At 36.1% G+C, this 20,041-nt stretch carries 26 protein-coding genes; 22 read left to right on the forward strand and 4 right to left on the reverse strand.

Annotated features, from left to right (window positions below; translation table 11 throughout):
- The first annotated feature begins 3 nt into the window (after positions 1–3).
- The gene (locus BN1225_RS06875; protein WP_052466432.1) at positions 4–591 is read left to right on the forward strand and encodes a P-loop nucleotide/nucleoside kinase family protein; all 588 of its coding nucleotides are present in this window, start codon (positions 4–6) and stop codon (positions 589–591) included.
- A gap of 29 nt (positions 592–620) precedes the next feature.
- Here BN1225_RS06875 and BN1225_RS14950 read toward each other — a convergent pair whose 3' ends face one another.
- Entirely contained in the window at positions 621–1,262 is a 642-nt protein-coding gene (locus BN1225_RS14950) for a hypothetical protein (RefSeq protein ID WP_041139095.1), read from the reverse strand.
- Positions 1,263–1,599: 337 nt separating this feature from the next.
- Here BN1225_RS14950 and rimP point away from each other — a divergent pair, with 337 nt between their 5' ends.
- From rimP to rbr, 18 genes are all read left to right on the forward strand, one after another.
- Complete coding sequence (gene rimP / locus BN1225_RS06885; protein WP_041139096.1) at positions 1,600–2,067, forward strand: ribosome maturation factor RimP; 468 nt, start codon at positions 1,600–1,602, stop codon at positions 2,065–2,067.
- 16 nt (positions 2,068–2,083) lie between these two features.
- On the forward strand, positions 2,084–3,466 hold the full coding sequence (gene nusA / locus BN1225_RS06890) for a transcription termination factor NusA (RefSeq protein WP_041139097.1): 1,383 nt from the start codon (positions 2,084–2,086) through the stop codon (positions 3,464–3,466).
- Between the two features lie 11 nt (positions 3,467–3,477).
- Positions 3,478–3,732: an RNase P modulator RnpM gene (rnpM, locus tag BN1225_RS06895; protein WP_041139098.1), complete on the forward strand. Its 255-nt coding sequence runs from the start codon at positions 3,478–3,480 to the stop codon at positions 3,730–3,732.
- A complete protein-coding gene (locus BN1225_RS06900) occupies positions 3,722–4,021 on the forward strand; it encodes a L7Ae/L30e/S12e/Gadd45 family ribosomal protein (protein WP_041139099.1) in 300 nt (99 codons plus the stop codon). Before rnpM ends, BN1225_RS06900 begins: the two co-directional genes overlap by 11 nt.
- 8 nt (positions 4,022–4,029) lie before the next feature.
- Positions 4,030–5,892, forward strand: a complete 1,863-nt coding sequence (gene infB, locus BN1225_RS06905; protein ID WP_041139100.1) for a translation initiation factor IF-2 — start codon at positions 4,030–4,032, stop codon at positions 5,890–5,892.
- A 12-nt stretch (positions 5,893–5,904) separates the two neighbouring features.
- Positions 5,905–6,258 (forward strand): 30S ribosome-binding factor RbfA, encoded by a 354-nt coding sequence (gene rbfA / locus BN1225_RS06910; protein WP_041139101.1) that lies wholly within the window; start codon positions 5,905–5,907, stop codon positions 6,256–6,258.
- Between the two features lie 98 nt (positions 6,259–6,356).
- A complete protein-coding gene (gene nagA, locus BN1225_RS06915; RefSeq protein ID WP_041139102.1) occupies positions 6,357–7,493 on the forward strand; it encodes an N-acetylglucosamine-6-phosphate deacetylase in 1,137 nt (378 codons plus the stop codon).
- A gap of 9 nt (positions 7,494–7,502) precedes the next feature.
- Positions 7,503–8,378, forward strand: a complete 876-nt coding sequence (locus BN1225_RS06920) for an aldose 1-epimerase family protein (RefSeq protein ID WP_041139103.1) — start codon at positions 7,503–7,505, stop codon at positions 8,376–8,378.
- A 78-nt stretch (positions 8,379–8,456) separates the two neighbouring features.
- On the forward strand, positions 8,457–8,657 hold the full coding sequence (locus BN1225_RS06925) for a sporulation protein Cse60 (protein ID WP_041139104.1): 201 nt from the start codon (positions 8,457–8,459) through the stop codon (positions 8,655–8,657).
- Between the two features lie 34 nt (positions 8,658–8,691).
- Positions 8,692–8,844 carry a DUF1540 domain-containing protein gene (locus tag BN1225_RS14340; protein WP_074434808.1) on the forward strand — a complete coding sequence of 51 codons (153 nt, stop codon included), beginning with the start codon at positions 8,692–8,694 and terminating at the stop codon, positions 8,842–8,844.
- A 52-nt stretch (positions 8,845–8,896) separates the two neighbouring features.
- Positions 8,897–9,361, forward strand: coding sequence for a hypothetical protein (locus tag BN1225_RS06930; protein WP_041139105.1), 465 nt, complete (start codon positions 8,897–8,899; stop codon positions 9,359–9,361).
- A 6-nt stretch (positions 9,362–9,367) separates the two neighbouring features.
- On the forward strand, positions 9,368–10,084 hold the full coding sequence (locus BN1225_RS06935) for a pseudouridine synthase (RefSeq protein ID WP_041139106.1): 717 nt from the start codon (positions 9,368–9,370) through the stop codon (positions 10,082–10,084).
- A 64-nt stretch (positions 10,085–10,148) separates the two neighbouring features.
- Positions 10,149–10,784, forward strand: a complete 636-nt coding sequence (gene trmB, locus BN1225_RS06940) for a tRNA (guanosine(46)-N7)-methyltransferase TrmB (protein WP_041139107.1) — start codon at positions 10,149–10,151, stop codon at positions 10,782–10,784.
- A 10-nt stretch (positions 10,785–10,794) separates the two neighbouring features.
- Positions 10,795–11,115 (forward strand): thioredoxin family protein, encoded by a 321-nt coding sequence (locus BN1225_RS06945; protein ID WP_041139108.1) that lies wholly within the window; start codon positions 10,795–10,797, stop codon positions 11,113–11,115.
- Between the two features lie 8 nt (positions 11,116–11,123).
- A complete protein-coding gene (gene ytpR, locus BN1225_RS06950; protein WP_041139109.1) occupies positions 11,124–11,741 on the forward strand; it encodes a YtpR family tRNA-binding protein in 618 nt (205 codons plus the stop codon).
- 1 nt (position 11,742) lies between these two features.
- Positions 11,743–12,408 carry a hypothetical protein gene (locus tag BN1225_RS14955; protein ID WP_041139110.1) on the forward strand — a complete coding sequence of 222 codons (666 nt, stop codon included), beginning with the start codon at positions 11,743–11,745 and terminating at the stop codon, positions 12,406–12,408.
- The gene (acpS, locus tag BN1225_RS06960; RefSeq protein ID WP_041139111.1) at positions 12,408–12,731 is read left to right on the forward strand and encodes a holo-ACP synthase; all 324 of its coding nucleotides are present in this window, start codon (positions 12,408–12,410) and stop codon (positions 12,729–12,731) included. Before BN1225_RS14955 ends, acpS begins: the two co-directional genes overlap by 1 nt.
- 115 nt (positions 12,732–12,846) lie before the next feature.
- Positions 12,847–13,440 carry a rubrerythrin gene (rbr, locus tag BN1225_RS06965; protein WP_197066549.1) on the forward strand — a complete coding sequence of 198 codons (594 nt, stop codon included), beginning with the start codon at positions 12,847–12,849 and terminating at the stop codon, positions 13,438–13,440.
- A gap of 91 nt (positions 13,441–13,531) precedes the next feature.
- On the opposite strand, the gene BN1225_RS06970 is transcribed toward rbr, so the two are convergent.
- Genes BN1225_RS06970 through BN1225_RS06980 form a run of 3 tightly spaced genes read right to left on the reverse strand, consistent with a single transcriptional unit; the run spans position 13,532 to position 16,975 of the window.
- Entirely contained in the window at positions 13,532–14,608 is a 1,077-nt protein-coding gene (locus tag BN1225_RS06970; RefSeq protein WP_041139112.1) for a Ger(x)C family spore germination protein, read from the reverse strand.
- Complete coding sequence (locus BN1225_RS06975) at positions 14,605–15,972, reverse strand: spore germination protein (protein WP_041139113.1); 1,368 nt, start codon at positions 15,970–15,972, stop codon at positions 14,605–14,607. The genes BN1225_RS06970 and BN1225_RS06975 overlap by 4 nt, the downstream gene beginning before the upstream one ends.
- Positions 15,905–16,975: a hypothetical protein gene (locus tag BN1225_RS06980; protein ID WP_041139114.1), complete on the reverse strand. Its 1,071-nt coding sequence runs from the start codon at positions 16,973–16,975 to the stop codon at positions 15,905–15,907. The genes BN1225_RS06975 and BN1225_RS06980 overlap by 68 nt, the downstream gene beginning before the upstream one ends.
- Positions 16,976–17,141: 166 nt before the next feature.
- Here BN1225_RS06980 and BN1225_RS06985 point away from each other — a divergent pair, with 166 nt between their 5' ends.
- The 3 genes from BN1225_RS06985 (at position 17,142) to BN1225_RS06995 (ending at position 19,989) form a co-directional block, all read left to right on the forward strand.
- The gene (locus BN1225_RS06985; protein WP_041139115.1) at positions 17,142–17,441 is read left to right on the forward strand and encodes a single stranded DNA-binding domain-containing protein; all 300 of its coding nucleotides are present in this window, start codon (positions 17,142–17,144) and stop codon (positions 17,439–17,441) included.
- 58 nt (positions 17,442–17,499) lie between these two features.
- On the forward strand, positions 17,500–19,308 hold the full coding sequence (gene lepA / locus BN1225_RS06990) for a translation elongation factor 4 (protein WP_082029306.1): 1,809 nt from the start codon (positions 17,500–17,502) through the stop codon (positions 19,306–19,308).
- Positions 19,309–19,404: 96 nt separating this feature from the next.
- Positions 19,405–19,989, forward strand: coding sequence for an HD domain-containing protein (locus BN1225_RS06995; protein ID WP_041139116.1), 585 nt, complete (start codon positions 19,405–19,407; stop codon positions 19,987–19,989).
- Positions 19,990–20,041: the final 52 nt, after the last annotated feature.

The raw sequence follows: 20,041 nt of genomic DNA on the forward strand, positions 1-20,041 counted from the left end.
CTTATGTACTGTATTATCATTACCGGAGTACCGGCATCAGGGAAAACAACTTTAGCGCATTATTTGAGTCAGATACTGCATATTCCAATGGTTTCAAAAGATGAAATGAAAGAAATATTATTTGACACAGTTGGTTTTGACAATCGAAAAGAAAAAGTGAAGCTTGGTGTGGGAAGTACAAAGCTGTTGTACTATTTTGCTGGCAGGATGATGCAGGCAAAACAGGATTTTATTTTAGAAAATAATTTTGAAAAGAGCGACGAAGATGATTTGAAGCAATTATTTGAAAAAAGTAAGTATCAATGTCTTACATTAAAACTGACAGGGGATCTTTTCACAATCTATGAACGTTATGTGAAACGTGAGTTTCATCCCTCAAGACATCGAGGGCATATTGTCAATGATCATTATCCAACTAATGAAAAAATATTTCCTTGTCCTTCTTCTTTTGAGGATTATCAAAAGGGAATTCAACATCGTGGCATGGACGATTTTAATGGAGTGGGAAAGATCGTAGAAATAGATGTTACTCACTTGGAAAGTCTCGACTATCAAGAGATTGCTGTCAATATCAAAGCACAATTGGAATAAAAAAAACGTAGATCATCGACCTACGTTTTTTAATAACATTTAGAGCAAGGTTCATAACCTAGACTCTGCGCCTCTTCAAGACTGACAGCCCGCGGGCTTTTCATATTGCTGCAATTCGGGTTTGAATGATATTTTTTTCCGTTTTTTGGCAGATAAACCGTGCTGGTGTTTGGAACGGCATTGTTTGGAGTGGATTCATTCGCTTGTGATGCCTCTGCCTGTTTCTGCTCTTCCAACGCTTTCGCAGCTGCTTCAGCTTCTTGTCTTTCCTTTTCTGCCGCTTCTTTAGCCGCCTGTTCTTCCTGTGCCGCTTTTTCCTTTGCTTTTTTAGTATTTACTACATTGATGGTTATTTTATTGCTTTCTACATCATCTTTCATTATGTAAAGTGTTGCGAGTCCTTCATTTTGATGAGTTTTGATCGTAAAGGAGTGATCGCTGACCTTTGTCAAAGTGATAAGTGTATTATCGCTTAGAACGATATCCTCCTCTTCAATGTTGGTTTTGGCAGGTTCGATATTAACATTAAAAGTCTGACTTTGGTCAAAATCTAAAGTAACATCTTGACTGTCAATATGAAGACTTTTTATTTTTGTCTCAGCGGAACAGCCGCCAAGAAAGAAAACAATAAATAAAAGAAACATTATTCTGATGATTTTTTTATGTTGCATAAGCATTTCCTCCATGATTGTTGTATAGAGTGTTGATTGGATTCACCTCTTTTTCATTTGAAATGTTGGGGAAATGACACTTAAAGAAACTTATCACCATTATCATAGAATAATAGAGATAAATATTCAATCTTAATTCTGATCTTTTTCAAAATTATTCCACTTTTGATGAATATTTTATTTAATTTAAAAAATAGTCGATAAAACCAATGAAAAAGTAGTATTTAATTGACATAACAGTAATTATATACTATAATGAAAATGTCATTTAGATACTAAAGCAACGAATCTAAAAGAGTGGGGGGACCCACTCTTTATTATTGGAAAGGGAGATAAAATGGAATTAATTCAACAGATTTCTGATATGATTAAACCGATTTTAAATGAAGCACAGTGCTATGAAGATGAAATCGTTTATGAAAAAGAAAATAATGAATGGTATTTAAGAATCTTTATTGAAAAAATAAACGGTGCATTAGATATGGAAACATGTGTCAACGTATCAGAACAAATCAGTGCGCTTCTTGATGAATCAGACCCAATTAAAGGTGAATACTATTTAGAAGTGTCTTCACCGGGAGCGGAAAAGCCGTTAAAGAACTTGGAACAGATCAGCCATTCGATTGGTAAATATGTTTATATTAAACTAGCGATGCCAATGGCAGGTTTAGACGAAGTGTATGGGACAATATTAGAAGTCAACGATCAGATCATTCATTTAGAATACCTAGTGAAAAATATTAAGAAACGTATTGAAATAGATTATGATCGTATTAAGTTTATTCGATTGGCTGTCAAATTTTAAGGAGGAATAAAACAAAATGGCTGGGAATAAAAAGTTTATTGAAGCTTTAGAAATATTAGAGAATGAACGTGGTATTAAAAAAGAAATCGTATTAGATGCATTAAAAGAAGCTTTAGAAAAATCTTATAAGAAAAACTATTTAAGTCCGGATTCAATCGTTCGTGTGGATATCGATCCTAAAACAGCGAAGATTTCATTGCATGAGATTAAAACGGTGGTGGAAGAAGTCGAAGATGAAGATATCGAACTTTCATTGGAAGAAGCTCATGAAATCAATCCTAATTATAAAATTGGTGATGTGGTTGAAAATGCCGTATCGCCGGATATCTTTGGACGCTTAGCGGCGGTGCAGACTAAACAGATCTTGCGTCAAAAGATTAGAGAAGCAGAAAAAGAAAGTTTATATAATGAGTTTATTGATAAGAAAGATGAAATTATTACCGGAATCGTGGATCGTGTAGAAGATCGTTTTGCGATTGTCAACATAGGCAAAACAGGAGCTTTCTTAGCGGCGAATCAGCAGATTCCAGGTGAAAAACTGATTGAAGGACAACATTTAAAAGTATATGTTTCCGAAGTCGATCATGGAACAAAAGGAACGCATATCGTTGTTTCAAGAACGGAACCCGGGTTAGTTAAGCGTTTATTTGAAATGGAAGTCCCTGAAATTTATGAAGGTATCGTGGAGATTTTCTCAGTTTCAAGAGAAGCTGGAGAGAGAAGCAAGATTGCCGTTTATACAAAAGCAGACGATATTGATCCAATCGGGTCATGTGTTGGTCCAAAAGGAACCCGTGTTAAAAACATCGTTGAAGAGCTGCACGGAGAAATGATTGATATTGTGGAATATTCAAAAGATCCGGCAACCTTCATTTCCAATGCTTTAGCTCCGTCTAATGTCATTAATGTCAGTATCAATGAAGAAGATAAGTCTGCGTTTGTTGTAGTGCCGGATAATCAATTGTCTTTAGCCATTGGGAAACGTGGTCAGAATGCTCGTTTAGCGGCACGTTTAACAGGATGGAAGATTGATATTAAATCATTGAGTGATGCTATTAGTGAAGGGTTATATTCTTTAGAAGAAGTTAAACATGAAGAATATAAAGATATCGAAGAAGAAATGTTGGCGGAAACGACTGTGGAAGAAGTGGAAGCGGCAGAAGAAGTAATAGAGGAAATTGCGGAAGAATCCGATGTAAATGAAGATGTGATTGAAGCAATGCCGGCAGAAGCGGTCGTTGAGGAAATCGTAGAAGAAACACCAGTGGCACCTGTACAGGAAACAAAGAAACCGGTAGTTGAAGAAGACGATGAAGATGATTACTTTGATGATGAATACAGTAAATATGACGAAGAAATCGATTACGATGAATTTGATAAATATTACGATGAAGATTAGGAGGGTTTTAGATGAAAAAAATCCCACTGAGAAAATGTGTAGCGACGGGAGAACAATGTCCTAAAAAGGAATTGATCCGAATCGTTAAAAACAAAGAAAATGAAGTTTTTATTGATTATACAGGAAAGCAAAACGGCCGTGGTGCTTATCTGAAAAAATCAAAAGAAGCGATTGAACTGGCAAAGAAAAAAGGGTCTTTAGATCGCTCATTGGAAACGAAAGTATCAGAAGCGATCTATGAGGAATTACTGAAGAATGTTGAATAAAGATGTTCTTCATTATATTGGTTTGATAATGCGTTCGAGAAACCTCGCCAGTGGTGAAGGCGTATTGTTAAGTATTCGGGATAAATCAGCGAAATTGGTTATTATTGCTGAAGATGCTAGTGATAACACGAAGAAACGTTTAATAGATAAGTGTACACATTACAAAATTGAGTATATAATAATAGGTGATAGTACAGAATTATCGAATGCCATCGGTAAAAGCAATCGTATGGCAATCGCTGTGCTGGATAAGAAATTTGCTGAAAAATTAAAAGAAAAGATAGGGTAGGTGGTTATATGGCAAAGATGAATAAAAATAAGAGACCAAATCGTTCTGGTAAAAAAATGGCTCCTAAAAAGAAAACATTGATTTCGAACGTGCCAAATAAAAAAGAAGAAGTGAAGGTAGGAGACGGAATCGTTGTTTATGAGGAAGGCATTACGGTTGGTGAATTAGCTGAAAAAATCAATCAAACCCCTGCAAATGTTATTAAAGTTTTATTTATGTTAGGGAAAATGGTAACGATCAATTCTTCATTGGATGATGAAAACGTTGAATTGGTATGTATGGAATATGGTTATGAAATCAAGAAACATATCGAAGTCAGTGAAGTTAACTTTGAAGAAATTGAAATTGTTGATGATGAAAAGGATTTAATGAATCGTCCGCCGGTTGTAACGATCATGGGACATGTTGACCATGGAAAAACAACTTTGTTGGATACGATTCGTAAAACAAGTGTTGTCGACGGTGAATTTGGTGGAATTACACAGCATATCGGGGCTTACCAAGTGTTGATCAATGATAAGAAAATTACTTTCTTGGATACACCGGGACATGAAGCGTTCACGGCGATGCGTGCACGTGGAGCTCAGGTGACGGATATCGTTATTATTGTTGTAGCCGCTGATGATGGTGTCATGCCTCAAACAAGAGAAGCGGTTGACCATGCCAAAGCAGCTGGGGTTCCCATCATTGTCGCGGTCAATAAAATCGATAAACCAGGAGCAAACCCTGACAATATCAAATCACAAATGGCAGATTTAGGATTAACGCCTGAAGAATGGGGCGGAGATACTGTATATTGTGAAATCTCAGCGAAAATGAACATGGGAATTGAAGATTTACTGGAAACGATCTTGGTTGTTTCAGAAATGGCAGATTTAAAAGCGAATCCAAAACGTTATGCATATGGAACTGTTGTTGAGGGTAAACTAGATAGAGGACGTGGTCCTGTCGCGACTTTACTTGTACAAAACGGAACGTTAAGAACGGGAGATCCAATCGTTGTAGGGGCCGCTTATGGACGTGTGCGTCAGATGCTGAACGATAAAGGAAAAGAAATTACGGAAGCAGGACCTTCAACACCGGTTGAAATTACAGGTTTAAATGAAGTGCCGGTTGCCGGGGATAAGTTTATGGCATTTGAAACTGAAAAAATGTCACGTCATGTTGGTGAAGAAAGAAGTAAATTAAAACAAGATAAAGATAGAAAAACAACAAGTGCTTTATCATTGGATGATTTATTCTCTAAGATCAATGAAGGTGCTGTTCAAGACTTAAACATCATTGTAAAATCTGATGTTCAGGGAACGGCTGAAGCTGTGAAATCATCATTGGAAAAAATCAATATTGACGGCATTCGAGTAAATGTTATTCGTTCAACTGTCGGAAGTATTTCTGAATCTGATATCCTTTTAGCGAGTGCTTCACAGGCAATTATTTATGGATTTAACGTTAGACCGGAAGCAAATGTACGTAAGAAAGCGGAAGAAGAAGGCGTAGAAATTCGTTTACACAACATCATTTATAAAATGGTAGAAGAAATTGAAGCGGCAATGCAGGGAATGCTTGCACCGGAGATCGAAGAAGTCATCATCGGACAGGCAGAAATCAGACAAGTTATCAAAGTATCTAAAGTCGGATCGGTAGCTGGATGTTATGTGACAGATGGTGTGATGCGCAGAGATTGCGGCGTTCGTTTGATCAGAGACGGTATTGTGATTTATACTGGTAAACTAGGTTCTTTAAAACGTTACCAAAACGATGCAAAAGAAGTAGCACAAGGGTATGAATGCGGTCTGACAATCGAAAACTACAATGATATCAAAGAAAACGATATTGTCGAAGGATTTGAAATGCAAGAAGTCGCAAGATAGTTGGAGGCTTTTATGGTTTTAAAGAAAGAAAAATTAAATGGGATCATTCAAAGAGAATTAACACAGATCCTGCAAATGGAAGTGAAAGATCCGAAGATTGGATTTTGCACAATCACTGCAGTCGATGTGACACGTGATCTTTCAATCGCTAAAATCTATGTAACCTTTTTAGGAAAAGATTATGATACGCGTGATGGATTAGAAGCACTCAATCGTTCAAAAGGGTTTATTCGTACCTTGTTGGCGAAGCGTTTAACGATCCGTCGTGTACCGGAATTACATTTCTTATTGGATACATCATTAGATTATGGGAATAAAATTGAAAAGATCATTAAAGAGATTCATACGAATGAGCCAAATGAATAGAGACTATCCGATTTTCGGATAGTTTTTTTTTATGGAAACAAGCATTTTGTTCACACTAACAATAGGTTTTTTGTTATAATAAGCACGAGGTGATAAAATTGAAATATTGTATTGTTAACGGGAAAATTATTTTAAATGATCAGATCGTCGAAAAGAATTTATGGATTCAAGATGAGATGATCACTAACATTACAACGGAGACAGATCCAACAGCCACCATCATTGATGCACAGGGGAACTTTGTTTCACCGGGATTTATCGATGTGCATACGCATGGAAAAAATGGAAGTGACGCGATGAATGCCACTTTTGAAGATTTAGATAATCTGTCAGTATCCAATGTAAAAACAGGGGTTACGGGCTTCTTGCCAACAACGATGACACAATCTCAGGAAAGCACTTATGCAGCCATTAAAAACATTGCTGAAAATAAAGATAAAGTGAATGGAGCCAGAATCATTGGGACACATATGGAAGGACCATTCTTTAATATCTTGCATAAAGGCGCTCAGCCAGGAGAATATATCGTAGATCCTTCTATTGAAATGTTTGATAAGATGACAGGGGAATACAGTGCAGTGGTTAAATTATTGTCATTGGCGCCGGAAATGCCCGGATCAGCAGCTTTAACTCAATATTTATTAGAAAAAGGCATTACCGTTTCTTTGGGACATACCGGAGCAACCTATGACGAAGGGAAGAAACTGCTTGACTTAGGTGCTGATCATTTTACCCATACGTATAATGCTATGACACCATTGAATCATCGTAATCCGGGTATTGTAGGATTGGCGTTGGACAGTGAACAGACGTATGCAGAGCTGATTTTAGATGGACATCACGTTTCAGCACCGGCAGCACGTATTTTATATCATGCTAAAGGAGAGGATTATCTGACATTGATTACCGATTCGATGGAAGCCTGCATGAAGGAACCGGGAACTTATCAATTAGGGGGACAAGGCGTTACTGTTGAAAACGGGACTGCTCGCTTAAAAGATGGGACGTTAGCGGGAAGTATCTTATGCATGAATGACGCAGTTAAAAATGCAATGGACTATTTCCATATTGACATCATTAAAGCCGTGCGATTAGCTTCTTTAAATCCGGCGAAATCTATTAAAGTAGATGATCAGTTGGGAAGTATTGCGGTCGGAAAATTAGCGGATATCATCATTTTTGATGAACAAGTCCGTTTGAAACATGCCTTTGTAAATGGTAAATTAATCTATTAGGAGAAACTTATGATAACATTAAAAAATGATTTTTTAGAAGTCGCTATTCATCCCAAGGGAGCAGAAATTCATAAAATGGTTGGCCTATCTGACCAAATGAATTATATGTGGAAAAGAGATAAGGCATATTGGGCAAACAGTGCTCCGATTCTTTTTCCAATCGTCGGAAAGGTCATCAATGATACGTATCGTGCGGAAGGAAAAGAATATCATTTAACACAGCATGGTTTTGCTCGTCATAATGAGTTTACTGTAGAGGAAACTGGAGAAGATCACGTTGTCTTAACGTTAGATAATGAAAAATTCGGAGATGTTTATCCTTACAGCTTTAAATTAACTGTAACGTATACATTAGAAATGAATACATTGAGCTGTCATATCAAAGTAGAGAATAAAGATGATAAAACCATCTATTTTGGTATCGGCGGGCATCCGGCATTTGCTTGTCCGATGTATGAAAATGAATCAAGCAATGACTATTATGTTGAATTTGAACAGCCGGAAACAGTTAGCCGTCGTTTATTGGATGTTGAAAATTCTGTCTATAACGGAAAAACTCAGCCATTATTAGAAAATGAAAGACGCTTTTTTGTCAGACAGGAAATGTTTAAAGATGATGCTGTAGTAGTAACGGATTTTAAATCGAAATCCGTGGCTTTAAAATCGATTAATCATAATAAAGCAGTCACTTTGCACATGGAAAACTTTAACTTTTTAGGAATTTGGGCAACCCGTCAGGTTGGCGGATTACTTGCATTAGAACCATGGCGTTCTCATGCGGATGAAGCAGGGTTTACTGGTGAATTAAAAGATAAGGAAGATATTGTAAAACTGCCTGTTAATGAAACATTTGAATGCTGCTTCAAGATCGAAATTACACAATAATTAAAAAATGATGAAAATAAGTCGTAAATCCGACTTATTTTTTTATATTTTATTGGTATGATACCAGCGGTGATGCAAATGATAAAAGTAAAGATGTTTGACTGCTGTCATGAATTGGATTTAGAAGATGAAATCAATGAATTTTTAGAAACAATTCAGGATGAAGATTTATTATCGGTTGAATACCAAACTGCCTTTTTAGACAATAAAGAGGAAGAAGAAACGATTTACTCCTATTCGGCAATGTTAATTTACAAATGCATGAATAATGAAGATTAGAACGCCCAAACTAATCTGTGTGGAGGTGAACAACATGAACAGAATTAACTGTACAGCTAAAGAATGTGTTTACAACAGCGATTGTAAATGTGAAGCAGAAGAAATCGCAGTTCACAATTGTAATTGTAAAGAAGCACATTGTTGTGAACAAACTGAATGTGCAACATTCAGAAAGAAAGAATTATAAAATATAGGGCGTTAAGCCCTTTTTTTTGATATAATTTATATAGGTGGTTATAATGAAAAAAATATGGATATTAATACTCTGCTGCTTCATGCTAAGCGGTTGTAAAAAAGAAGTCCCCCAAGTGTCACTTGCTGATTATAACCAGTTTGTTGAAGCCATTGACAATCAAAATGAATTTCAAGATGAATCTTTGTATTACGATATGACCTTAGTGATGAATAAGGTGGATGAACATTATCGTTATGATTTAATTATCGGAAATGTAACTCAACGTTTGGAAAATGTTCGTATTGTCTGTAAAGATGACAGTCTGTCAGACTATTATCCCAGCATTGGGGTTTATGATGATCCGGTTAATTTGGATTCCTATACTAAGGCAGAAACGCTCACCTATAAAGGGGTTCATTTGTCAGGAATAACTAGAAAAGAGGAAGTGGAAGTTCGTGTTTTGGTTGAGTTTGAAGATAGTCAAGGTAAGCTTCATCAGGAATATATAAAATTAAGCAAAGGAATTTAAAACAAGATGCGTTTAGATAAATTATTAGCTCACTGCGGAGTGGGAAGCCGTAAGGAAATGAAACAGTTAATTCGTAAGGGACATATACAAGTCAACGGTGAGATAATTAAAAAAGATGATTACCAGGTTGATGAAATAAAGGATATTATTTTATTGGATAATGAAGAAATTCAGTATCGTCGTTTTGTCTATTTAATGCTCAATAAGCCACAAGGATATATCAGTGCGACGATGGATCAGGTGCATCCTACAGTGATTGATTTGATCGAAGGATATGAGCATTATGAATTGTTTCCGGTCGGAAGATTGGATATTGATACCGTTGGGCTGCTGCTTTTAACCAATGACGGACAGTTGGCACATCATATCTTATCCCCTAAGAAACATATCTCGAAAATCTATTATGCAAAAATCGATGCAAGAGTGGATGAAACAGATATAGCGGTCTTTAAACAGGGAATTAATCTTGGTGATTTTACGGCACTGCCGGCAAACTTGAAGATTGTGTCGGCAAATGACGAAGAAAGCGAAGTCGAAATCGAAATCTTTGAAGGAAAGTTTCATCAGGTTAAACGTATGTTTGAAGCTGTTGGTAAAACAGTGACGTATTTAAAAAGAATAAAAATGAAACAGTTAATATTAGATCCTCAGTTAGAAGAAGGACAATATCGCGAATTAACAAATGATGAATTGGAAAATCTTATGAAAATCGATGTAAAATAAGAATTTGCAATTTATTCTAAGCAGATATGTGCTATAATGGAAAAAGAATTATGAGGAGGAAAACATGCGTTTAAGAAATAATCCAAAAGCAAAAGAATTAATAGAAAATCATCGAGAGATCGTTCTTAAAACAGATGAACCTTTCGATTTAAAAAATATTTTTACTCAGGATCAGCCGCTGCGCATCGAAATTGGGATGGGGAAAGGCGATTTTATTATTGAAATGGCGAAACGATACCCCCAGATCAATTTTATTGGTATTGAAAAATATGATAGTGTGCTTGTGGCAGCTCTAAAAAAACTAATCGATGAGGAACCACTCCCGAATCTGCGATTGATGTGTTTTGATGCGGCTCATCTGCAAGAGCTGTTTCCCGCTCATTCGATTGAGAAGATCTATTTGAATTTCAGTGATCCATGGCCAAAATCAAAGCATGATAAGCGTCGCTTAACCTATAGAAGCTATTTGAGAATCTATGAGTTATTATTAAAAGAGGGTGGCGATATTGAATTTAAAACGGACAACCGAGGATTATTTGAATTCTCTCTTGTTTCAATGAATCAGTATCCAATGGATTTTAAAGATATTTGTTTAGATTTACATCATGCAGATGGCTATGAAGACAATATCATGACAGAATATGAAAGAAAATTCAGTCCTTTTGGACCGATTTACAAAATACAAGCTAATTTTAGATAGGAGAAAGACAATGGAAAATTTAATGGATATTTTAAGTTTAGAAGATTTTGAAAAAGCAACACAGGAAAAGAGTATTTTTATGTTTACGGCAGGATGGTGTCCGGATTGTGTTTTTGTGAAACCATTTATCGGTCAAATCGTGTTAGATAATCCTGAATTTAAGTTTTATAAAGTAGACCGTGATCAATTTATTGATTTGTGCAAGGATTTGGATATTATGGGGATTCCATCATTTGTGGCTTATGACAAGGGAATTGAAACCGGACGTTTTGTAAGTAAATTAAGAAAGACAAAACAGGAAATTCAGAATTTTATTGATTCAGTAAAGTAGGTGTGACCATGATATTACATGCATTTTACAATAAAGCAGAAGTAGGGGATATCCTGCTTTGCCGTTTTCAAAACGGACAAACAGATCATGCTGAACGTATTGATGATATTTGCTATCTTTATGATCAAAAAGGTGAAATGATCGGGTTAAATATCTTCAATGCTTCAAAGCATTTATCAGGTTTAAAAGATGGACAGGTTGAGATCACCGATGAAATGATAAGTCGAATTAATCTGTTACTCGATCCGACTAAAGAAATTCAAGTGGAAAAAGATGATCAGGAACGTTTGATTGTCGGTCAAGTTGTCGCTATTGAAAATCATCCGGATTCAGATCATTTACATATCTGTCAGGTGGATCTGGGAGCAGAAACAACACAAATCGTTTGCGGTGCACCTAATGTTGCCCTTCATCAAAAAGTGGTGGTTGCTACACCAGGAACAATGATGCCTAATGGTCTGTTGATTGTCCCTTCAACTTTACGTAAAGTGAAGTCAAACGGGATGTTGTGTTCAGCAAGAGAATTATTATTGCCCAATGCTCCGCAGGTCAGAGGTATTTTGGTATTGGATGAGTGTTATCGGGTAGGACAATCCTTTTTAAAACAATATACGGGAGGAAAATAGAATGGCGTTAAAAGATTTGATGAAAAAATTCAAAAAAGAAGAAGCAATCGAAGAACGTATTGATCCGGTCATCGAACAGCGCCGTAAGGAAAAATTCAGTTCACCATTAATTTACAATGAAGAACAAGAAGAAGTGAAAGCAGAAGCTAAAAAAGCAAAACCGGTTGAAAAAGTTCAGATTAAAAAACCTAAGATTGATACAGCAGTGACGCCGTTTTACAGTATGTCAGAGATTATATCACCGATGACTGGAAAAAAAGAAGAAGCGGAATCTGAGTATCGTCCAGCAGTTAAAAAGATAAAGAAAAAGCGTACAACAAATTATAAAGAACAATTAGTACCGGTAATTTCACCTTTTTACGGGGCTCAAGAAGAGCAGATCGAAGTCGATGAAGAACTGTCCACTAAAAAAGTCATCGTTAAAAAAAGCAAAGAAAAAACAGAAAATAAAAAGCCGGATTCAGTAACTGAAAATTTACGCAATCTAGCCAATATTATTAAAGAAGAAGAAAACCAGTTGAAGATCATTGAGGCAAGAACGGGAGAATTTCAGTTAGATTTTTCCGGTGTTCAGGGAGAAGAAAAAACATTGATTGATGAAATCAATGATGAGATGACCTTAGATGAACTGATGAGTCTTTACGAAAAGAAAAAGTTGAAAGAATAATGGAAATTGGGGTAGACATCGTTGATTTAAAACGATTAAATATTCATAACCGCCATTTTATCGAACGTATTTTAACGCCAAGTGAAAGAGAGCTGTTTGAGCAAAAGAAAACAGATCAGCAAAAGGCAGAGTTTCTAGGCGGGCGGTTTGCTGCCAAAGAAGCTTATTCAAAGGCTTTGGGAACGGGCATTGGTCCGATCAGTTTTCAGCAGATCGAAGTGTTGAATGACGAATTGGGGAAGCCATATCTTAATGGCGTCAATGCTAAAATTTCAATCTCTCATGAAAAAGAATATGCGGTCGCATTTGTTGTGATATTATAATCAGGGTCTGTTGATCCTGATTTTTTAACGGAAAATTAAAATCAGCCTAATTTAAGGATATCAGAGAATATTTTTTGTGATCCTGTTCATAATATATGAGCAAAGGAGAATGATTATGGTCGATTTTAAAACAAGTCAAACAAAAGATAATTTAATGCGTGCATTTGCTGGTGAATCACAGGCAAGAAATCGTTACACATTTGCTGCCGGCATTGCAGTAAAACAAAAACAGCATATGATAGCGGATGTATTTTTATTTACAGCCAATCAAGAAAAAGAACATGCTGAAATTTTTTATAACCACTTACAGCAGCTCGCCGGTGAAACAATTTTTATTGATGGCGGATATCCTATTGATTTATCTGATGATGTGATTTCACTTTTAAAGAGTGCACATCACAACGAATATGAAGAATATCAGGATGTCTATCAAAACTTTTCTGAGATTGCAAAACAAGAAGGGTTCTTAAAAGTAGCTCAGGATTTTAAAAATATTGCGGATATTGAAAAAACACATGGAGATCGTTTTCTGGAAATAGCGGCTTTATTGGAAAAAAATCAATTATATGTATCGAATGTCACCTGTCGTTGGATGTGCTTAAACTGTGGGTTCATTTATGAAGGAACCGCTGTTCCGGAACGCTGCCCGGTATGTGATCACGATCAAGGGTATTTTATCAGAATTGAATTAGCCCCTTATACAAAATAAAATAATCTATTAAAATGCAGGCACAAGAATAAAAGCTTGCATTTTCTTATTGAAAAAGAACTGCGAATGATTTAATCCGCAGTTCTTTTTTCTATTTTAAATAATTAGTTTTTGTTTGTAATGAGACATTGACATCAAAAGCAATCTTATCTATCGTGAGTGGATCTTCATTAAGGTTTTGAAGGCGCAGGTAATCAATCTGATGATCCAATAAGGTTGCATAGGTTTCTGTCACCGATGTCTTAATATGGTCGGTTATTAGATTGACGATTTCTTGTTCGTCCATATCCAGTTCACTGGCTCCAATGGAGATAATGGTATCCAGACGTACATGAAACATGCCCTCTTTATAGAATGTTGATTTCTTGATTCCTTCGATTAAGAAGTTGATAGTGCTGTTTTCCTGTTTGATCATTTCTACAGCATTCTTGCTTTCTTTGTTTGTTAAATATTCCAATCCTTGTACCTCTTCAATATCAAAGGTAGTAAAGGTCTGGCAGTCTAACAAGGTCAGCCGATTGATATCATAGCGCAGTTGTTCATTACTTTCCCCATCGCTAAATAGGGTAGAATCCTTATCGGTATCCATATTTGGAATAATGGATACTTCCGTATTATTGTAGTAATTTTTCAAGATGGATAAGGCTTTATCGGGAAGTTCCAAAGAACTCATTCGATCCTGTGAAGTATAGGCGACTAAGGAAAAGTAGGGCGAACTGGTGATATTATGTTTAACTTCAAAAATATCTTTCATATCCCCATCATTAATAAACATACTGGTTGTAAGACGTAATTCCGGATTGATTAATAAGTAATTTAAGAAAGCATCAAAAGGCTCTTTAGCCGTCATCTTCTCTGTTAGAAAGACGGTGTTGATATTGGTTAAAACAATTTCCATACGCAATTTATTTTCCAACTTCTGAATAGCATCACTGATTGAACCGCCTTGTGCTGAAGTAATAAGAATTTCACCTTTATTGATTGAAGATTCTAATTCCGGTTTGGACAGAGAGTTGGCATTAATAATTTGAAGTGTGACTTCAAACTGATCTTCTTTAAAATCTAATGCCATTGATGTCGGGAAAGCTAAGTTATACATATCTTTCATATCAGCGGCACAGCCACATAAACTAAAGATCAGTAAACAACAGCAGAGTATTTTTTTCATCTTGTTTTCTCCACCTTCTTGTCATAGTTGGCAGACTTAAATAAATTGGTAAAGGATTTCAGACTGATGGCAATTTCACCATCCAGCATATCTTTGCCAAACGATTTGAGCTGACATATATAAATAGTGATCGTAATAAAGGCAATCATGAAACCATATAATCCTAAAAATAATGAACATAAGAAGGCGAATCCTTTGAACAGGGTAATCATACTGTTAAATGAAATACTGTTGGAAATGGAGTAGTTGCAAATAATGGAGAGTGCAGAAAGGAACATGATATCATATCCGATAAATCCACTCGACGTAATATTTTGACCTAAGAGTACGCTGCCGATTACAAGGAGGGTAGTAGAGATACCGGCAGGAAAACGGGTTCCTGCTACACGAAACAATTCAAACAGAAAAGTTGCGAAAATAATTTCAAGATAGATGGGCATAATCAATCCTTTTTGTATGCTTAGGATATTGGATAACCATAAAAAGGAGAGCTCCTGCGGATGATAAGAATAGATCGCTAAGATAAAGGGCATTAAATAGATAGCGATAAAAGCACTGGCAATATAAAGGGCCCGTGTAATAAAAGTAGTCAGATAGTGATTGTTGACATCATCTGAAAAATCAATAAATAACGGTAAGGTTGCAGGTCCGATATTGGCACTGTTGAAGTTATCTAAGATCAAGATGAATTTCCCTGCCAGCAAACTATAAACACAATAATCTGGACGTGTGGTATTGGTCATACGAGGGAACAGCATTTTTTTCTTTTTGCTGAACATCAGATTACGAAACTGCCCGGTACTGACGATATCTTCATCTTTAATGGTTTCTAATTGCTGAGTAATGTGGTCGATCACTTTTTGATCACATTTATCTTCCACATATAAGAGACCGACTTGCGTCTTTGAATGTTTCCCTAAGGTATATTTTTCATAATGCAGATCTGAGCTTTTTAAACGTTTACGGATTAAAGCAACATTTGTTTCCAAGTTCTCTATCAAGCTGTCACGTGGTCCGGTAATGGTAATATCGATAATCGATTGATCGGGGGTACGTTTTGGCACATTGATGACATTGATGCTGTAGTATTGACGATGATAATAAAGCAGACACATTCCGCTGTAGACAAGATCATCTAGTTTTTCAAAAGAAGTATCTTTGATTTCTTCAATAGTAAGCAATGAAGAAGTCAGATGAGTAGGATTGAATTTAATATGACGATTAATACGTCGCAGCAGTTCTTCTTCGACTTCTTTGACGTTGCTTAGTCCTTCACAGTAGATCAAGGCATAGTTTTTATTGACCTTGAACTTGACGTCGGCGCTTTTTTGATAGTGCTCTTGCAGAATTTGTATTTCTTCCATTAAATAATCCTCCTTTCAGATTGTAAAGCAATATAGCTAAAAATAGGGCAGTAAGAGCGGGAATAACAAAGAATAAGCGGATGTCGGCATAATCATTGGCATTCCTTAGTAAGGCCACAGGGACGATAAAACAAAGCGCAATGAAGATACCGTTCCATTTGCTTCTGCCTAAATTTTTTTGCAATACTTTAAGATTAAGGGCTATTTTACTGAAACAGCCGATGACATAGATAAACAGGACCGGGAAGTTAAGATAACCGATATATTGACCAAAGTAAATAATATTAAAACTTTCAAAGAAAGGGTAGGTAACATATTGGATGATGCCATTAAATTCATTTAACTCTATAATACCCTCAAATAAAATAACAAAAATCATAAACCCGATATACGTATAATAATTCTTTTTTGTCAAAGGAGCTTCTTCCACATTAGGAATAAAGAATATAAAGAAGGTTTCCAGGATAATAAAAGCAGAATATATAATGACCTCAAAATTTATCTTAGACAAAGAAATATAGGTGGTGATTTGACGGATGGATAAAAACTGATATTTAGATATACCATAGATTAATAAAATAGCAAGCAGTACTAAAAACAATAGAGATAATGTTTTGTAAACTGCTTTATTGTCCACAAAGGCAATAAACAGAATCAGCATTAAAATTGACCCGATAATCAATGTTTGATTTGTTGCGTTGAGCCAGTGTATACTGACGAAGTTGCCTAAAGTCATCAGTGACAAAATACTGGAAATAAGTAAGTAAACACTTAGAATCCAAGCCACCAAAGGGGATCTTTTGTTTAAAAAGTTCTTTTTAGTATAGTGATAAAGAATGGGGCTTAATGCTGTGATAATCAAGCATATGATAAAAAGATACATGAAACTGTAAATGGTTGCATGGGTATATAAGTTATAAAGCAAGTACTTCGTTATAAAAAAATGGTTGGATAGTACCGCTGCCACTATATAATTTTTATTGATGTTTTTAATTTTATTCATTTTATATCACCTTTAATAATTGTTAACTTTTATTTAGAAAAAATACCATATTTTTAAATTTGAATAGAGTTTGTTTAAATGAAAGAATAAATTCATTATAAATATTAAAAATATCCGGTTTGTCGAATCATGGAATCTTTGCTAAAGTGATGTTGAGGTGATGAAAATGATTAATGAAGTAATTATCATTGGAACATATAAGAGTGAGGATGGATTCATACAGCTGAATGGAAAAAAATATTTACATATAACCGTTGAGGTAGAAAAAGCATTTATCAATAATGACGGGATTTATGAAAAAGATCTGATTGACTGTCTGCTTTGGAAGGGAGAAGCCGATCGGCTGCTGGCACTTTTGCAAGACTGCCATTGGCTCAGTCTCAAAGGCAGACTGGAAAAGCATAACGATCAGATGTATGTGATGGCAGAGAAAATTAAATATTTAGATAGTATGATTCATAATTAGGATTATTGTGTTTAATAAAAAGATTTGGTATAATTAACATCTGAAAGTGGGTGTTAAGATGAAAATAGATCAGTCAAAGATTCGTAATTTTTCGATCATTGCCCATATCGATCATGGGAAGTCGACCTTAGCGGATTGTATTTTACAGTTAACCGGAGCTGTGGCTACCAGAGATATGAAGGCACAGCTGCTCGACAGCATGGAATTAGAAAGAGAACGCGGCATTACAATTAAACTAAATGCTGTTCAATTACAATATACGGCTTCGGATAATGAAACCTATTTGCTGCATTTGATAGATACTCCGGGTCATGTCGATTTTACTTATGAAGTGTCACGTTCATTAGCGGCGTGTGAAGGGGCTGTATTGGTGGTAGATGCTGCTCAAGGAGTAGAAGCACAGACGCTGGCGAATGTTTATTTGGCGATAGATAATGACTTGGAAATTATTCCGGTAATCAATAAGATCGATTTGCCTAGTGCAGATCCTGAACGTGTCATCAAAGAGATTGAAGAAGTAGTGGGATTGCCAGCCGAACATGCTCCTTTGATTTCGGCTAAAAATAATTTGAATGTGGAACAAGTGCTGGAGGCCATTGTAAAGTTAGTGCCGCCACCAGGCGGAAGTGTCGATCATCCGACAAAAGCCTTGATTTTTGATTCTTACTATGATGCTTACCGTGGGGTTATCGTATTGGTACGTATTGTTGAAGGAAAGATCAAGGTTGGGGATAAGGTGCGTTTTATGGCATCGAATGCGGAGTATGAAATCGTTGAAGTTGGGGTACATACTCCTGCGGAAATAAAAAAAGAAGAACTGGTGACTGGAGAAGTGGGTTGGTTCTCAGCGGCAATCAAGTCTATTCATGACATTAATGTCGGGGATACGGTGACGGTTGTGGGAAATGAATGTGCGGAACCATTACCGGGATATCGTAAATTAAATCCAATGGTATATTGTGGTTTGTATCCAATCGATAACAGTAAATATAATGATTTGCGTGAAGCTTTGGAAAAGATGCAGTTAAGCGATTCTGCCTTAGTATTTGATCCGGAAACTTCACAGGCATTGGGATTTGGTTTTAGATGCGGGTTCCTTGGATTATTGCATATGGACGTTATTCAGGAAAGATTGGAAAGAGAATTCGGTCTGGAATTAATTGCGACAGCACCATCGGTTGTTTACCATGCCTATTTAACCGATGGAACAATGACAACGGTTGATAATCCATCGATGCTGCCGGATGTTCAGAAAATCAGTCGATTAGAAGAACCTTATGTCAAAGCAACCATTATGACGCCAAGTGATTATGTAGGACCGATTATGGAATTGTGTCAAAATAAACGAGGAGATTATATCGATATTCAATATACCGATGAAACACGTATGACTTTATTATACGAAATTCCTTTGGCAGAGATTGTGTATGATTTCTTTGACCGACTGAAATCCTGCTCTAAGGGGTATGCTTCATTTGACTATGAACTTTGCGGCTATAAAGAAAGTAAGTTAGTCAAGATGGATATTCTTTTAAATGGGGAAGCGGTAGATGCGTTGTCTTCCATTGTACATCGTGAGTTTGCTTATGACCGCGGTAAAATTATTTGCGAGAAGTTAAAGGAAATTATACCTAAGCAGATGTTTGAGGTGCCTATTCAAGCGGCTATTCAAGGAAAGATCATTGCAAGAACGACAATCAAAGCATTGCGCAAAAATGTATTAGCTAAATGTTATGGTGGCGATATTACACGTAAAAAGAAATTGTTGGAAAAACAAAAAGAAGGAAAAAAACGTATGAAAGCGGTTGGAAGTGTAGAGATTCCACAAGAGGCATTCATGGCGGTTTTATCCGTAGATGATAAATAAGAGAACTTGGTTCTCTTTTTTTCATAAGAATTACTTGGCTAATTCTTGACATCTTTTGTAAGTTTGGTATCCTTTAATTATAAGAGGAGAAGAATTATGGATTTTAAAGAAAGATTTGTATCAATTTATAAACAATATATACATCGTCCCGGGAGCGAAAAGCTATTGGAATTTCTTTTATCTGCTCACTGTGATTTCTTTGAGGCGCCTGCATCAACACGTTTTCATGGTGCATATCCCGGAGGACTTGTTGAGCATAGTTTAAATGTCTATGATTGTTTAGCAGATTATTTACAGCGCCCCCGAGTAAAAGAGACTTACGGACTTCAGTGCAGTGAAGAAACCATGGCGATTGTTGCACTTTTGCATGATCTCTGCAAAATCAACTGCTATAAAAAAGGATTTAGAAATGTAAAAGATGCCAATGGAAAATGGCAGCAGGTGCCTTCTTATGATTATGAAGATACCATTCCCTACGGACACGGAGAAAAATCTGTCTATATCATTACCGGATATATGCGTTTAACTCGCGAAGAAGCTTTTGCGATTCGCTATCATATGGGATTTGCGGGAAACGAAGAACCTCGTAATGTAGGGGCTTCATTTGAAATGTTTCCACTATCTTTTGCTTTATCAACAGCAGATATGGAAGCCACTTACTTTCTTGAAGGGAAAAAATAAACAATAAAAAACCTCCACATCATGATATGCCCATAGAATTTAGGACATATAT

The organism is Beduini massiliensis, assembly GCF_000829905.1.
Taxonomy (GTDB): Bacteria; Bacillota_I; Bacilli_A; order Erysipelotrichales; family Coprobacillaceae; genus Beduini; species Beduini massiliensis.